This window comes from Mobilitalea sibirica (genome assembly GCF_015999265.1).
GTDB classification, from domain to species: domain Bacteria; phylum Bacillota; class Clostridia; order Lachnospirales; family Lachnospiraceae; genus Mobilitalea; species Mobilitalea sibirica.
The window spans coordinates 58,098-74,857 of the sequence record NZ_JAEAGR010000016.1 but is presented as its reverse complement, the minus strand read 5'-3'; the positions used below and the strand labels follow the sequence as shown (position 1 = coordinate 74,857).

Below are 16,760 nucleotides of genomic sequence, written 5' to 3'. Positions count from 1 at the left end.
AAATTTCACTTGAGTAATATTCACCAATATATTCCTTATCGAAATCGCCATCAAATTTATGTTTTAATAACAACAACGAACAGTACTTAATATATTTTTGAAGTTTGCACAATGCACACTAATCACCCAAAGATATTCCTAAGATCATTAAACAGTACAAACACCATAAGGACCATAAGCAATGCCAGTCCGACAAAGTGCACCATAGCTTCCTTTTCCTTCGGAACCGGTTTCCCTCTGACTGCTTCAATGATTAAGAATACTAATCTTCCGCCATCCAGTGCCGGTAAGGGCAACAGATTCATTACACCTAGATTTGCACTGATTAAGATCATAAATCTTGCCAACTCAAGCAGGGTAACCTTAAAGCCATAATCCTTAGTTTCGTCAACAATCGTATCAACATAGTTTACCATGCCGACCGGGCCGGCAATTTCATTCATTCCTATTCTACCGGATATCAGATATCCAACGCTTTTTATTGTAGTAACAACATTATATTTTAGTTCATATATACTATATTTGAATACATTTACGGGAGATATTCTCTCAGCCCAGAGATTATATCTCCACCCCAATTCATATTCATTACTTACGAGTCTTGGGGTAATCGTTACCGGTCCCAGCTCTTCACCGTTTCGTTCATAAGTTAGGGTAATCGATTTATCCGTTAAGGGATTTTGATCCATGTAATCCGCTAATTCTGTACCGGAGGCTATTAAAATACCATCTATACTTGTAATAGTATCCCCGATCATCAGACCCGTTTGCTCCATGGGTCCGTCTACCACAATATTTTGAATTATCGCAGGATCTCCACCTGGAATATACTCAAATCCCAACTGATAGCGATAAGTCTGTACCGGATTAAGCATTACTGTGTTTTCAGTTTTGTCTCTTAAGTAAGTAACCTCAACCGGATTATCAGAGATCGGATTAAAGTAAAAGTTAAATAATACCTCTCTGCCTAAGTTGACTTTCTTACCGTCAATTTCGGTTATAATATCCCCCGGCATAATACCGGCCTTGGCTGCTGCAGATCCTTCTTCCACTTCTAAAACCTTAGGAATATCGACTCCATCAGAGCCTAAAACAATCAAAGCTATGATAAAAGCAAGAACAAAATTAAAGAAGGCCCCGGCAAAAATAACGGAAAATCTTGCCCAGACACTTTTCTTATGAAAAGCACCAGCATCCTCAACGGTTTCATCCTCGCCAAGCATCATACAGGAGCCGCCGATAGGAAATACCTTAAGGGAATAACGGGTGCCATTTTTCACAAAGCTTGCAATTCTGGGTCCCATACCGATTGAAAATTCTGTTACAGTGATGCCATTTTTCTTAGCCAGTAAAAAATGTCCCAGCTCATGGATAATAATAATAAGACCAAGTATTAATAAAGCTACAATTATATTCATAAATAAAATTCAATCCTTTCTCAGTGAACGCAGTCACGAAGTTATAATAACCCTGCCCTGTCAAATCCTCTTACAAAATCATATGTCTCTATTTCCGTATTAAGAATTTCATTTAAAGTAGGATTTTGTATTAATTTGTGATGACTCATTGCTTCACCGATTAGGGTGGGTATATCGAGAAAACGTATCTTTCCTTCTAAAAACCTGGCAACTGCCCATTCATTTGCCGCATTATATACCGTCGGCATGCTTCCTCCAATACGACCTGCCTCATAGCCAAGCTTTAATCCAAAAAAGGTATTCATATCCGGTTCTTCAAAGGTAAGCTGTTTTAATTTAACAAAATCAACCCGCTCTCCTTCCGGCATTTCCATTCTACGCGGATAGAATAGTGCATATTGAATCGGAAGCTTCATATCAGGAACTCCCAACTGTGCAAGGACACTTCCATCCACATACTCCACCATGGAGTGAATGATACTTTGAGGATGTATGACCACTTTGATTTGATCTATATTTATATCAAATAACCATGCTGCTTCCATAACCTCAAGGCCCTTATTAATCATAGTAGCCGAATCAATGGTTATCTTCTGACCCATGGCCCAGTTTGGATGTTTTAAGGCATCCCCGGGAGTAATGTTTTTTAACTCGGATAGTTCTCTTCCCCTGAAAGGTCCTCCTGATGCGGTAAGTATGATCTGTCTTGCATATCGTTTATCTTCCCCGTTTAACGCTTGAAATATTGCACTATGCTCACTGTCAACCGGAAGAAGGGATACCTTTTTTTCTTTTACAAGGGGCATGATAATATGTCCGGCGGTAACTAAGGTCTCTTTGTTCGCCAGAGCAATATTCTTACCTGCTTTAATTCCTTCGATGGTTGGTAAAATACCAATCATCCCCACCATCGCAGTTACTACGGTTTCTGCTTCGCTTTCTGTAGCACATTCTATCAAACCTTCCATGCCGGTTACTACTAACGTATCAAGATCCCTGATATTCTCGCGAAGCAGTACTGCCTTATCTTCCTGAAAAACACAGACAAGGTTGGGGCGAAACTCCCTAATCTGCTGTTCTAAAAGTTCTATATTACTGCCGGCAGCCAGTGCCGTAATCTTAAGGTCATTCTTATTTCTGACAATATCCATGGTCTGGGTCCCAATGGAACCTGTTGAACCCAGTACACTAATTTTCTTCATCTAGTTCCTCCATATAAATGTTTCAATTGATTACTATCTGTAATTCGTTACTCATATACTTCATATGAATTACAAACCAAACTATTTGTAGTTTCATTTCATACTAAAATTCTTAATAGTTTGTAAGATTTTAATACACGATTACAATTTCCTTGCTTATTCGTTTATTATATTTCAATCGTGTTCTTTGTTGACACTTTCTTTCTTATATACTTATCAACATAATGATGATTTTTTATACAAATGATATCCTTGTATATTTTTTCATCAAGGGCGAAGCCAATTATTTTTTGATCTATTAAAGCCACTCTGCCAGATAGTAGACAATCGGAGCTGTAAATATTATGCTGTCAAAACGGTCTAGAATACCACCATGACCGGGAATTAGATTACCATAATCTTTGATATCATGATTACGTTTTATCGCAGATGCAGCCAGATCACCAATTTGGGAGATGATACTGGAAGCAGCACCTATTATGGGAAAAGCGATCTGAGGATCTCCTATTCCTGTTATCTTATCTTTGAATACTGTTGCATAAATAAATCCAATCAACGCAGCACCAACCACGCCGCCAATGCAACCCTCAAGAGATTTCTTCGGACTAAGCTTTGGTGCAATCTTGTGCTTTCCTATGAGCATTCCAACACAGTAGGCACAGGTATCAGAACCCCACGCTCCGATAAAAATCAGCCACACAAGAAAAGCGCCATCCTGCAATTCACGCACCTGATAAATGTAGGATAGCATAATACTAACGTAAAACAGCCCAAAATATACTATGGAAATCTGTGCTGTCTTGTATTTCGGAAATCGAAAAACATAAACTATCATTAAGAGCAGTAAAAAGATAATGAAGGATAAAAGCATATCCTCTTTACGTTCGTAATAAAGCAAAGCATAGTAAGAGAAGCCGGCCAAGTATCCAACGAAACCGGGTAATGCTTTATGAACCTTTTCTATCTTATATAATTCTATCATACCAATGAAGGATATAACAGCTGCTGTTATAAATAGTACATTACCTCCGAAAACTATCACTACAATTGCGATTGCCATTAACATAATACCGCTGAGTAATCTTGTTTTAAACATATTTACCTCCGTTTTGCGTACTGTTATTCTATTGCACCGAACTTTCGAGTCCTACTACTGTAGTATTCTATTGCTTTCATTAACTCCTTCTTATTAAAATCCGGCCACAGAACATCGGTAAAATAAAATTCGGTATAAGCCATCTGCCATAATAAAAAATTAGATAGCCGCATCTCACCACTGGTACGAATTAATAAATCCGGATCAGGAATATCCTTTGTATCAAGATATTGTCCCAACAATGTTTCATCTATATGATCAAGTGTCATTCTACCATCCGTTACATCCTTTGTGATGGATTTCATGGCACGTATAATCTCATCCCTGCTTCCATAATTAATCGCGACCTGAAAATTAAGGCCCGTATTATCTTTGGAAGCTTCTTCTAATTCTTCAATACTCTTTTTGATATCCTCAGACAGCTTACTTTTGTCCCCAATAATCCGCACCCGCATATTATTTTTGCTGCTGGTCTTAATACTGCTGGCTAAATAACTCTTTAATAGCTTCCACAGTGCCTCCACTTCTTCTTGGGGTCGTTTCCAGTTTTCCGTTGAAAATGCATAGACTGTCAGATATTTTACTCCGGCCTTATATGCTTCTTCACAGATTTTTTCTACTGTTTTACTGCCTTGGGTATGTCCGTAATTTCTGGGCATCTTTCTTTTCTTCGCCCAACGACCGTTTCCATCTAAAATGATGGCTATATGATTTGGAATATTTAATTCGTTTTCCTGCATTCACTCACCTCAAACCTCGGGTTTGTCCGGGTTTTATATCGATCCGACACCACGTTATAACGGGTATCTACCTACCTAATAAATTCCGCTTTCATTTCTTTGATCTAAAGCTCTTATGCATAGGTTTTTCACCTTTTATCACTCTCTTAAGCAAAATAGTCAGTTTCATTATGTATCTAAGTTCAAATATGCCTTATCGTTTAGCTGTACAAACTGATATCGTGTCTACGATAATCCTGCGATCTTCTCATATATGTACACTATGTAAATCGTAGTCGCTATATTCACATGCCATATGTATAATGAATATATCACTGACATTTTTATGTCTAAAGCATATCCATCTTCTTCCATGGAACATAAAGATATCTTTTCATAAAAGGACGTATTACAAATTTACGAAAGAAGGGTGCTCCAAAAGGCTAATTGTCATTCGCCAGACAGTGTATATTCCTTTTGTGACACCCCGGTTATACTAAAATTATGATTGTTATAACTATGAATTTATTAACATCACATATTCGTTAGAAGCGATATGTTCGTTAACCTTATCATTACAAAATATAAGATTAAACCGTAAGTATTTCTTTCGATTTATCTTCCATTACTTTATCAATTTCAGAAACATATAAGTCAGTAATCTTTTGAACCTCATCTTCTAAGTGTTTGAACTCATCATCTGATAATTCACTGGCTTTATTTTGTTTTTTGAACAAATCATTGGCATCTCTTCTGATGTTTCTTACTGCAATCTTTGCCGTCTCTGCCTTCTTTTTTACATCCTTAACTAACTCTTTTCTTCTTTCTTCTGTTAATTCCGGGAAAACAAGACGAATTACCTTGCCATCATTACTGGGAGTTAATCCTAAATCAGAAGCGATGATTGCTTTTTCTATCTCTTTAATTAATTTACTTTCCCAAGGTTGAATCTGGATGATTCTTGCCTCCGGAACTGATACATTAGCTACTGACTGTAAGGAAGATGGCTGTCCGTAATAATCAACTCTAATCTTGTCTAACAGATGTGGGTTGGCTCTGCCGGCACGAATAGCTGCATATTCCTCCCTCAAAGCATCAACTGATTTTCCCATTTTTACTTTAAACTGTTCAATCCTTGTATCCACTATGATCCCTCCAATTATTAATTATGATTTTCTTTACTATATGGTTATTATGGTTCCGTTTGATTTACCTTTTGCAGCTAAGACAATACTATTATCCACTGATAATCCGAATAACAGCATAGGCATACGATTTTCAATACATAAAACCGTAGCAGACAGATCAATAATTCCTAATTTATCATCCAATACCTTCTGCATTGGAATTTGGTCAAATTTTTTCGCCTCCGGGTTTTGCTTTGGATCACTGTCATAAACTCCATCGATATTTCTGGCTGCCAATATAATATCACAATCCAGTTCCACTGCTCTTAGTACCGTTGCTGTATCTGTTGAAAAATAAGGATGACCTGTTCCTCCTGCAAGGAATGCTACCCCGCCCTTTTTCATACAACTGGTCACACTGTCTTTGGAAAACAGCTTTGTCATGCTACCACATTGAAAAGGTGTATATATTTCCGTTGAAATACCCACATATCTAAAAATCTCTGATACATAAATACAGTTCATAACCGTTGCCAGCATACCAATCTGGTCAGCTTTTGTACGGTCGATGGTTTGGCTGGTTCTGCCTCTCCAAAAATTACCTCCGCCAATTACGATGCTGACCTGTAGTCCGTCGTCAACCAGCTGTTTTACCTGTTTGGCTACACCAATGCAGGTCTCTTCATCAAATCCGGTTTTCTTATCTCCGGCTAAAGCTTCACCGCTTAATTTTAATAAAACCCGGTTATATTTAATCATTATTTCGTCTGCCTCCATGTTTTCCGTTTTGTCGTACACTTAGTAATTGTGGACGCACATACGAACCACGAGAAATAGAAACATATTTCTTGTGGTTCTATAATAATTTAACACAAAACACAGGATAATTCCAGCATTAATATGTTCCTATGGATAAATTTGAATAAAAAGTGTCAAAAACACCGAAGGTGTTTTCCAGATACAATAGATTGCTATGCAAACCCGTTTGTAATAGCAATCTATTGTATCTGGAAAAATACTGTGCGAAGCACTTTTTGACATTTTTATCAGCTCTACTATTCAAAAATGTTATCAACATCAACCTCAGAGTAGCTTAATGAGCAGAAGCCTTCAATGACAGCTCCGTTGTTAATCTGAACAGATTTTGCCTTAATATTACCTTTAATAATCGCCGTTGAATCAATTACAATCGGTCCATTCACATCAATCTCACCCTTAACCGCACCTGCGATTACACCGGAAGTAGCAATGATATCTCCAACAACAACGGTTCCTAAGCCTACCTTAACGCTTCCTTCACTGTTGATTGAACCATCGAGGCGTTCTGTGTTAACATAAACCTCTGCGGCAGTTGAATTACCTGTGATTTTACCGGTAATTGATAATTTTCCAAGACATTCAATGTCTCCGGTAATGGTACCCATAATATCCAGAGATCCGTCAGAGGATATACTACCGTTTATGGTAGTGCCCTTCGATATAACAGTAACTTCATCATCATTTACAACGGAAGTAGCCCGAAGTTTTGAGACCGTAGTTTCCTGCTCTTTTTCCTCAGCTGCATCATCTTCCTCTGCATTTAATGCATCCAGTAATTCTAAATCGATATTTTCTTCCATATCATCGCCCTCTTCTTCCTCTAATTCTTCTGTTTCATTTTTATCTTCTACTTCTTCTTCAATTTCTTCTTCTATTTCTTCAAGTTCTTCTGAAATAACATCTTCGGAAGTATCCAAATCATCCTCTGTTGTTTCCTCCTCAGATAGGGTCGCATCATCGGACGGTTCGTCCTCTTGTGTGAATTCATCCAGTAGCTCCATCATTTTTTCATTGTCTAATTTCTCAGAATCATCATCTGTATCCAAAGTATTTACCATCTGCTCTTCGGTATCATTAACCTCATTTTCATCTTCCGGTAACAACTCATTCATTGCCTGTGATAAGTCATCTTTAAATTCCTTAAAAAAACTCATACTTTTACTACCTCCCTATGTATTGGATTATTCTATTGAACTTGCTTTTATCTGCTGAATTGGTGGTACACTCTCATCAAGGGGTAAAACTTCAGCACCTTCTGATAGTAAAGCCTCCAATATCCCGGATAGAGATTCCACGGTTACTTTCTTCGTCTCGGAATCATGCATCAGAACGATGGATCTTTTCTTCAGAGCAACACCATTCAAAACATTGTCAATTAATTGTTCTTTTGTATATTCTACTCCTGTCGCATCTCCGTTATCTACATTCCAATCATAATATGGTACTGATTTATCGTTTAAATAACGTATGAATTCATCCATTCCGTTTTTATTAACCAGGTTCGAGCTCCCCCCGGGAAAACGGTAAATGGCAGGCTTGTATCCAGTAGTATCATATAACAATTTCCATAGTTTTGTAAAGTCTTTATCAAAATCTTCTATAGATTTATATATTTTACTATAGACATGGGAATAGGAATGCATACCCAGGGTATGTCCTTCTGCAACGATTCTTTTATAGATTTGTTTTGAATTTCTGTCAGTTTTCCCAAGAACAAAAAAAGTTGCTTTCGCATCATACTCTGCCAGTATATCCAAAATCTCGTCCGTATATTTACTTGGGCCATCATCAAAGGTTAAATATACCTTCTTACCCTTATATATTCCGTTCTCGGTCTTAATTTCACTCTTGTTCTGCTGATAAATGTCTCTATTTTCTATGCCGTTCATTTCATCGGCTTTATTCTCTTTATTATCACGATGGACAATAGTATCATTATTTATAGTATCAACATCTATACCATTAACATCTATATTATCGGCACTTATAGGACCTATCTCACCATTACTTGTAATATCTAAATTTTCATTGTTATCAATGATGTTTTCTATTATTTTATTGTTTTCTGTGTTTTTAATATTTTCTGCATTTTCATTATTCTTCTCATTATTTATATTCACATCGGATATGGTATGATCCCTTTGAAGAGTATCTAAATCATCCTGAGAATCTTCATTCAAACCTATTATAGTAATTCCTGCCTCAAGCAACGTTTCCGATACTTGTGTATCATTATCTTGATGTACTGATTTTTCAGCTGCATATGCATAAGCTTTTTTCGTTTTTGTAGATTTTGTCATTTGCTCCGTGGTTTGATGATAACTGATTAAATCGTCTACCTGGCCTTGTAACTTAAATACCTGTATACCTAATAAAATACATAGAATTGATGGTAAAAGCAAAAAAATAATTGCGATAATAATGATCGCTGTCTTAATACGATTAATTCTTTTGCGACGCTGTGCAGTCATTTTACTTATCCCATTGTTGGATACTTGATTACTGTTTTTTTCCCGCAAGTCCTCACCCCTAAAAAATATATCATCATATTTATTTTAACACATTCCACCAATAAAAAACACTAAATTTCATAAAATTACATAAAAAGACACCTACTTTTTACTGCGGTGACTACGACAGTGTGACAAAGGTGTGACAAAGGGACGTGTGACAAAGGGACGGTGTGACAAAGGGACGGTGTGACAAAGGGACGGTGTGACAAAGGGACGGTGTGACAAAGGGACGGGGTTTCTGACACCGGTGTCAGAAACCCCGTCCCTTTGTCACACCTGTCACATTTCGAATAGATAGAGTCAAGTTTCCATATCGATTTACGAGGTTTAAATCATAATAAAAGAGGCCCAAAATCCTGTAAACCGATATATGCCATCGTTACAGGCTTTTAGAGCCTCATATAAATTCATTTAAAATTATGCTATACATCAAATTTCACGCCACGCGAGAAATTGTGTTGTTATGAATTAGCACTCTGGGTCAGGAACCCCGTCCCTTTGTCACACTACTGTCCCATCTGCTTAGCAACTTCTTCGGCGAAATTCTCACTCTTCTTTTCAAGGCCTTCACCGGTCTCAAAACGGATGAAACGCTTAATTGATACAGGAGAACCTACCTGTTTGGATACATTAGCAAGGTATCCTGCAACGGTTACATCACTATCCTTAACGTATACCTGATCAACCAGACAGAATTCCTTTAATTCCTTATTAAGACGTCCTTCGAGCATCTTCTCGATGATGTTCTCAGGCTTCTTGGAATTAGCAGGATCGTTCATAATCTGAGCTTTTAAGATATTCTTCTCATGCTCAATGAATTCAGGGGAGATTTCAGACTTATCCACATATTTAGGAGACATAGCTGCAATCTGCATTGCGATGTTCTTAGCTGCTTCCTGAACTTCATCATTATTAACGGCACTGTCAACTTCAACTAAAATACCAATTCTTCCACCACCATGGATATAAGATACTATAAAGCCGTTCGCTGCAGTAATCTTTTCAAATCTTCTGATATTCATGTTTTCACCTATGATAGCAATCATAGATGATAATTCTTCCTTAACGGTTTTAGATGTATCCAAAGCCCATTTCTCAGCAAGGAAAGCATCAATATCCGCTGCATCAGTTTTTGCTGCTTGAGCTACTACCGCCGCAACAAAATCTCTAAACTTTTCATTCTTAGCAACGAAGTCAGTCTCAGAGTTAACCTCAACAATTGCAGCAACTTTACCATCTGCACTCACATTGGTATCTACAACACCTTCTGCTGCAATTCTTCCTGCTTTTTTCTCAGCAGCTGCAAGTCCTTTTTCTCTTAAGAATTCCACTGCTTTATCCATATCACCTTCAGTAGCTGCAAGTGCTTTCTTACAGTCCATCATACCTGCACCTGTCATTTCTCTTAACTCTTTTACCATACTAGCTGTTACTTCCATCGTAAATCCCTCCTAATTTATATAAGAAATGTTCTTTTATTCCGACTCATTGTAACTCCGGTATAACATATAATTGACGATTTTATTACTATATTTCTATATAATGTCAGTAGATATATTTAAAAAATAGGGCTGTTGCAGATGTTACTTCCATAATCGGAGACATTATGCAACAGACCCATCCTTACATTATTCTGTAACCGCTTCGTCCATCTCTGCTTCCACATCAGCCTCAGCTTCAGTAGAATCAGTTAACTGAACTCCCTGGTTTGCTTCGATTACTGCATCTGCCATCTTAGATACAATTAATTTAACCGCTCTAATCGCATCATCATTACCCGGAATTACATAATCAAGTTCTTCCGGATCACAGTTTGTATCAGCAATACCGATCAAAGGAATACCAAGGGTATGAGCCTCTTGAATACAAATTCTTTCCTTCTTAGGATCAACAACGAAGATTGCATCCGGTAATTTCTTCATATTCTTAATACCACCGAGATTCTTCTCAAGCTTTTCCCATTCTTTCTTTAACTGAATAACTTCTTTTTTAGGAAGAACTTCAAATGTTCCGTCCTCAGCCATTCTCTCGATTTCTCTTAATCTATCTACTCTGCTCTTGATAGTCTTGTAGTTGGTCAGCATACCGCCCAACCATCTTTCATTTACATAGTACATACCGCAACGCTCAGCCTCTGTCTTAACAGCATCCTGTGCTTGCTTCTTAGTACCAACGAAAAGTACACTGCCGCCTTCAGCAACTACATTTTTGATTGCAGCATAAGCTTCATCTACTTTACCTACAGATTTTTGTAAGTCAATAATGTAGATACCGTTTCTTTCAGTGTAGATGTACTCCGCCATTTTCGGGTTCCATCTTCTTGTCTGGTGTCCAAAATGCACACCTGCTTCCAGCAATTGTTTCATTGAAATAACGCTCATAATTTTCCTCCATTTTGGTTGATTTCTTCCGCATACATCATATTCTTGACAGACCCGGTATACCGGGCACCCTGCAAAGAATCCGTATACGTGTTAATTAACTTCAAGCATAGTTCTTGAATATAACGTTGAGATTATACCATAACACCAATAACATGGCAAGTTTTTTTTATAAATTGTACTTAATTAGAAAGCAGTAAGATGTATTGTCCATAATAATTTAAGCAACCATTTAATCACAGATTACAGAAAAATAACTAAAATTCTACGTGAATAGTTATTGATCCATATCTCTATTTCTTAATATTTAATCAGTTTCATCTAAGATTATTTCCTAAAATTTTTAAAATATAGGTTAGATACATAAAAATCGCTTAATTTACATACATTCTTCAATTCTTCAATTATTCATATGCATTTATTATTCAACCAAGCTCTTGATTAATCTCTTGTTAAGACTTCGTTTCCCTATTGTTGAAATTATAGTTTATAACACATGCATAGTATCCATCCAATGTTTCGTTCTGCCTCTAAGAAGTGATAGAGTTTAAAATCTCTTCAAAGGAAGCATCTTTTTTCACTGTATAAGTTCCTACCCGGATGACTCCTGCTTTCCCTTTACGAATGATGAAGTTATTAAATTCCTGTGCATCACCTATAAGTCCTTTTTGAACCAGCATCTCAGATACTTGACGGGAGGACATACCTCTCTCTATCGTAAACGTAATGTCATCATTCGCATTACTCGTTTGCTCATTTATATTATCGGAAGGTGTAACCGTGGGAGTTGGCTCTGTTCCCGGTGTATCCGACGTATCCTGAGTCGGAGTTTCCTCCGTATTCTGATCATCCTGTGAATCTTGTATATCCTGCGTATCCTGCCCATTCTGAGTAACATCCTGATTATTTTCATCCTCCGTGTTTAAAGCTTCGTCCGGTTCATCAAAACCTTCTACGGCATCATCTTCGTTATTCTTCTCATCATTCTCCGCATTCTCATCATTTTCTTGATTTTCTTCGGTTTCATTCACATCACTCGGATCTGCGGTTTCCTTATCAGAAAGATCTTCTTCCGGCTCCTGCTGAAGGTTTTCTTTATCCGTATCTTCCAATTCTTTTGTCAGCTTAGCCTTATCGTATTCTTCCTGTGTCACCATTCCCAAAGATCTGGCACGTTTTATTATCTGCTGGTCTGATAATGTCTCTTTATTACCGCTTATAGATAAAATAAGAGTTGTTAGTACAATACCAATACCTAAGCCTCTCATATAGTATTTTAATTTCATAGCAGACGCACCAAGCCTTTCACATTACTTCTTTCCCTTAAATAAATCAATTACCAATTTTACTTCTCCTTGTCCAAGACCCAACAGCTTAGAAATCTCCACCACAGATTTCCCCTTATTATATAGTGACAATATCTGCGTGTTGTTATTGGTACTTAAGCTGTTAATCACCGGTGTATCAGAAAGAACCACATCACTTACCGGACGTTTCTCCTGTTTGGCAGGCTTTTGACTTTTCACCTGAGTCACTGTCGACGTTTGGTTTGATACAGTTTTTTTCGGCTGTTCTTTCATTTCTTTTTTCATATCCAGTATCTCTTTTACCTTTTGTTTTGAGGTGTCGATCTCCCGGATAACTGTCTTCAACTCTTTCTCTTTCTCATTTAACATATTATATAAAAACACAACCTCTTCATGGTTGCTCTTAATTTTCTCCAGTATTTGATCTGAAAAATCATTGACCGCCATTATTTTCTCATTGGATATTTTACTTAAATAATCATCCGTACGAACCACGGTTTCTTCACTGATTTCAGATAACAGTTCCTTTATTTTTTCTTTGATCTGCACTTTTTCATCCTCGGATAAGTGTTCCACATCCGGAATAACCCGATGGATACCGCCACTTGTTTCTGACTGACGTTCCACCAGCCTGCAGCTGATAACTATTGTGATAATTCCTATAACAATCATAACGATTTCTATCAGGTTCATAATGCCTCCAAATCAAAAAAAGTTTATTGCTAAATACATAGCTATAACCGGCAGGTTATATAGAATGCTTTAATTAACAGCATTTTTTTCCTTGCCGGTCAGATAAGAATGTCAATACCACCGCTTTTTTTCGGTTCCAGTAGATCCTTTTGTTCTTTCTTATTCTCTTCCTTCTTATCCTTCTTATTCTTAGATCCGGAATAAGAGTTTCTTCCTTTGTCCTTAGCATCATATCGAAATTCCTTATTCTCGCTTTTTTCTGCCTGCGTGGTTTTCGTCTGCTCAGCATGAATTAAATTCTGAAAACTCTTACTTATCTGGACCTGTTCGTGATGAACTTTCTGACTTTCAATATGCTTATACTGTGAAGCTTCCTGCGATCTCATAATATCGATAGGATTTATTGGCATATTTTCAACCCCCTTATCTCTAAGAAACAAGTACCTGAATTAGTTACTTATATGTAAATATTCCTAAGGTAGTTAATTTTTAATGCATCGGCTCCGGCTCTCTAGAGTCGCTGTCATAAAGGAGTCACTGGATTTAATTAATATGTCATATATTAAGCTTCCATAGGTCTTCCTATTATATAGTTTTTTGTCCTTGGTAATAAGTATATGAAAGATGCATTTATAGTGGTGTTACTCTTATGTCCGCTCTGTCACGAACGAATTTTGAGTGCTGTATCTCTTCTCTGACAAAATAAATTACATTGGAAATCACAATTTTAGTACCTGGGAATACGGTCTCTTGAACCTTTATCATTCCCGACGAGTTATTATCCACTTCAATTTTTAACTCCTCGTATCTAAGTCTTGCTTCCGTAATCTGGCTTTCTATCTTTAGATTATGCTGTGTAATCTGTTTTAAACTCTCCAGCTTATCAGCAGGTATCTGGCTACCCATTTGTAATTTTTTACGAAAGATTGCTATCGCCTGTGAGATCTTCTCCTTCTCGGCCTGTAATGATGCAAGTGTCTTTTCTAACTCCCTAAACTCTTCTAATAATTTCGGGTCAATCCCTACCTCTAACAGCGTATGGGTACCCATGTGAGAACCGGCTGTTTTCACGGAAATTAATGAACCGGAACGAATCTCGCCACCGGTTACAAAGCCTCTTCTGCCGCCAACAATAATATCTCCTTTGGCAGATACCTTGCTATGCAAGATAGATTCTGTCGTTACATAACCACCTGCAACCACTTCTGCATTTTCAATAAATTTTGAAATGATATTACCTTGTGCTTTAACCAGGCCTTTATTCATGCCTTGTACTCCCCGTTTTAAGATAATCTGTCCCCCGGCTTCCAGGTAAGCACCTTCTACAACACCGTTAACCTCGATATCACCTTTGGCTTTAACAGAAAACCCGGTAATCACATTACCCTTAACGACAACATTTCCATCATACACCACATCACCTGTGGATGTATCCACATCCGCTGCTACTTCATAGGTATCCGATACAAAAACCCTACCATCTGTTAAGGTAACATGACCATCTACCTCAGAGTACATGTTTAGTCCGTCCTCCGAAAGATATATCTTACTCCCGTAACGCATCACCTTGTTATTAACTTTATTTGGACGGATGACATTACCACATACATCTATCCCGGGCTTTCCATAGTCAACCGGGGTTAGAGTTGCTAGTAAATCATCTTTCTTACAGTGGCTTATCATATCAAGCTGATGAAAATCCACAGAACCATCCTCATTGGTTTTCGGTTTTAAGGTCAAATCTGTATTAAAATAATAAGTGATCTGTGCATCATGACCCTGAACAGCAGGCATTGCTTTCGCTAAGATTAGATCTGTACAATACTGTCTCCTCTGCAAAAATTCATAAATAACCGTCTCATCCACTCCATATTTCACTCCTGCTCTTACAAGAGAACTGATGATATCTTCCTTGGATAAAAGATTACCACCATTAGTTGGGGGATAAAAACGGCCTTTTGCAAACATACGGTCTTCGGATAAGGTTACCTTCAGATACTCCTCCTGTGGTGGAATTACTGCGCGGGTAAGCTTTACCTCGCAGGTATCTTTTAATGTTGCCAATGCTCTTCCAAGGGCTATTTTATCATACTCATATATCCTTTTATCTACGAAATAATTACTGATATCCTCGTATAATATAGGTTGACCTCCGGATACTGCATCAAACAACTTAATATACGTTCCGTCTTCTTTTATTATTAGTTGAAAGTATCCATTTTTACAGCTCATTGCTTACCTCCTAAACTTATCCGAATCTATACAGATAGAACTTATTTATGATCCTATCACTTAATAACTGGTTAACACATCCATATTGGGTCCTAATTTATTCCTCATCTTATGAAGCGCTTTCGTATGCAACTGAGAAATTCGAGATTCCGATACCTCCAGAATTCGACTAATTTCTTTTAACGTCAGTTCTTCGTAATAATATAGAATAATGACTCTTTTTTCTTTTTCTGTTAAGGTTTCTAAGGTCCGGGTTAATAATTCCTTTAATTCTTGTCTCTCAACCACCTTTTCAGGATGGTCAAAACTAGCTGTCAGGCTTTGCTCTACTTTACCTTCACTACCCTGCTCCATAAACTCATCAAGAGAAATAATATTGGTAATCTTCGTTTGATTTTGCCATGTCTCCAATTCATCAACGGATATTTCCAGCTCTTTAGCGATTTCTTCGTCATTGGCGCTTCTTCCATACTTAAGCTCCAAATTCTGATAAGCAAGATCCATCTTACGTTGTTTTTGCCTGATACTCCTTGGTATCCAGTCCATTTTACGAATTTGGTCAAGAATTGCTCCTCGAATTCTAAGGGATGCATAGGTTTCGAATTTTACACCCTTTGAATAATCAAACTTATCAATCGCATCAATTAATCCAAAGGTTCCATATCCCACCAAATCATCGTATTCCACATTATAGCCCAAATACATACTAAGTCTTCCGGCAACAAGTTTCACTAATCCTGCATATTCAATTATAATCTTTTCCTGAAGTTCAGATGTTTTCTTTTTGGAATACTCTTCCCAAAGTTTCTGTCTCCTATCTGTGTTCATACTGCCTCCTGAAACGTTAATTGAATTTAAAGAGCAAAAAGTATATCCTTAGCAGCTCTTTATGAGGATTTATTACTGCCTTACAACGGTTTATCCTTCTCTTGATTTCCCTTTTTGACCTCTTTTTCTTTGTCTGTTTGATTATCCTGCGACTCGTCTTCTGTTTTTTCTGTATCATCTTCTGCGTCTTTCGCAGATTTGGTAGCTTTTTTAATAACAGCTTTTGCAATTAATCCAATGATATAAAATAATAGCAATACGAGAAGCAATCGTTTTAAGCCGGTAATCAACTCTACCTTATGAATCATATTTAATATACTGACAGTTGCACCGGCAAGCAATGTAATAAGTGCCGGTATAAATCTTTCTCGCATTGGCATCACCTGTTTTATTTAATCTAAAAATCCATGAAAGCAAAACCCGAT

The 16,760-nt window shown here is 37.3% G+C and carries 16 protein-coding genes; all 16 read right to left on the bottom strand.

The window, feature by feature from the left end; translation table 11 throughout:
* Positions 1-122 precede the first annotated feature (122 nt).
* A complete protein-coding gene (rseP, locus tag I5677_RS14075; RefSeq protein ID WP_197662274.1) occupies positions 123-1,418 on the bottom strand; it encodes an RIP metalloprotease RseP in 1,296 nt (431 codons plus the stop codon).
* A 41-nt stretch (positions 1,419-1,459) separates the two neighbouring features.
* Complete coding sequence (locus I5677_RS14070) at positions 1,460-2,620, bottom strand: 1-deoxy-D-xylulose-5-phosphate reductoisomerase (RefSeq protein WP_197662273.1); 1,161 nt, start codon at positions 2,618-2,620, stop codon at positions 1,460-1,462.
* 298 nt (positions 2,621-2,918) lie between these two features.
* Positions 2,919-3,716: a phosphatidate cytidylyltransferase gene (locus I5677_RS14065; RefSeq protein WP_197662272.1), complete on the bottom strand. Its 798-nt coding sequence runs from the start codon at positions 3,714-3,716 to the stop codon at positions 2,919-2,921.
* A gap of 23 nt (positions 3,717-3,739) precedes the next feature.
* Positions 3,740-4,456 carry an isoprenyl transferase gene (locus I5677_RS14060; RefSeq protein WP_197662271.1) on the bottom strand — a complete coding sequence of 239 codons (717 nt, stop codon included), beginning with the start codon at positions 4,454-4,456 and terminating at the stop codon, positions 3,740-3,742.
* A 569-nt stretch (positions 4,457-5,025) separates the two neighbouring features.
* Positions 5,026-5,580 (bottom strand): ribosome recycling factor, encoded by a 555-nt coding sequence (frr, locus tag I5677_RS14055; RefSeq protein WP_197662270.1) that lies wholly within the window; start codon positions 5,578-5,580, stop codon positions 5,026-5,028.
* A 36-nt stretch (positions 5,581-5,616) separates the two neighbouring features.
* Complete coding sequence (pyrH, locus tag I5677_RS14050; protein ID WP_197662269.1) at positions 5,617-6,321, bottom strand: UMP kinase; 705 nt, start codon at positions 6,319-6,321, stop codon at positions 5,617-5,619.
* 296 nt (positions 6,322-6,617) lie between these two features.
* Entirely contained in the window at positions 6,618-7,535 is a 918-nt protein-coding gene (locus I5677_RS14045; RefSeq protein ID WP_197662268.1) for a bactofilin family protein, read from the bottom strand.
* 27 nt (positions 7,536-7,562) lie between these two features.
* Positions 7,563-8,900, bottom strand: coding sequence for a polysaccharide deacetylase family protein (locus tag I5677_RS14040; RefSeq protein WP_197662267.1), 1,338 nt, complete (start codon positions 8,898-8,900; stop codon positions 7,563-7,565).
* Between the two features lie 500 nt (positions 8,901-9,400).
* Positions 9,401-10,333: a translation elongation factor Ts gene (gene tsf / locus I5677_RS14035; protein ID WP_197662266.1), complete on the bottom strand. Its 933-nt coding sequence runs from the start codon at positions 10,331-10,333 to the stop codon at positions 9,401-9,403.
* Between the two features lie 189 nt (positions 10,334-10,522).
* Complete coding sequence (gene rpsB / locus I5677_RS14030; RefSeq protein WP_197662265.1) at positions 10,523-11,275, bottom strand: 30S ribosomal protein S2; 753 nt, start codon at positions 11,273-11,275, stop codon at positions 10,523-10,525.
* A gap of 530 nt (positions 11,276-11,805) precedes the next feature.
* Positions 11,806-12,561, bottom strand: coding sequence for a hypothetical protein (locus tag I5677_RS14025; RefSeq protein WP_197662264.1), 756 nt, complete (start codon positions 12,559-12,561; stop codon positions 11,806-11,808).
* Positions 12,562-12,585: 24 nt separating this feature from the next.
* Positions 12,586-13,275, bottom strand: a complete 690-nt coding sequence (locus I5677_RS14020) for a DUF6115 domain-containing protein (protein WP_197662263.1) — start codon at positions 13,273-13,275, stop codon at positions 12,586-12,588.
* Between the two features lie 98 nt (positions 13,276-13,373).
* Positions 13,374-13,685, bottom strand: a complete 312-nt coding sequence (locus I5677_RS14015) for a hypothetical protein (protein WP_197662262.1) — start codon at positions 13,683-13,685, stop codon at positions 13,374-13,376.
* A gap of 220 nt (positions 13,686-13,905) precedes the next feature.
* A complete protein-coding gene (locus I5677_RS14010; RefSeq protein WP_197662261.1) occupies positions 13,906-15,507 on the bottom strand; it encodes a DUF342 domain-containing protein in 1,602 nt (533 codons plus the stop codon).
* A gap of 60 nt (positions 15,508-15,567) precedes the next feature.
* On the bottom strand, positions 15,568-16,335 hold the full coding sequence (locus I5677_RS14005) for a FliA/WhiG family RNA polymerase sigma factor (RefSeq protein ID WP_197662260.1): 768 nt from the start codon (positions 16,333-16,335) through the stop codon (positions 15,568-15,570).
* A gap of 80 nt (positions 16,336-16,415) precedes the next feature.
* Positions 16,416-16,709, bottom strand: a complete 294-nt coding sequence (locus I5677_RS14000) for a hypothetical protein (protein WP_197662259.1) — start codon at positions 16,707-16,709, stop codon at positions 16,416-16,418.
* Positions 16,710-16,760: the final 51 nt, after the last annotated feature.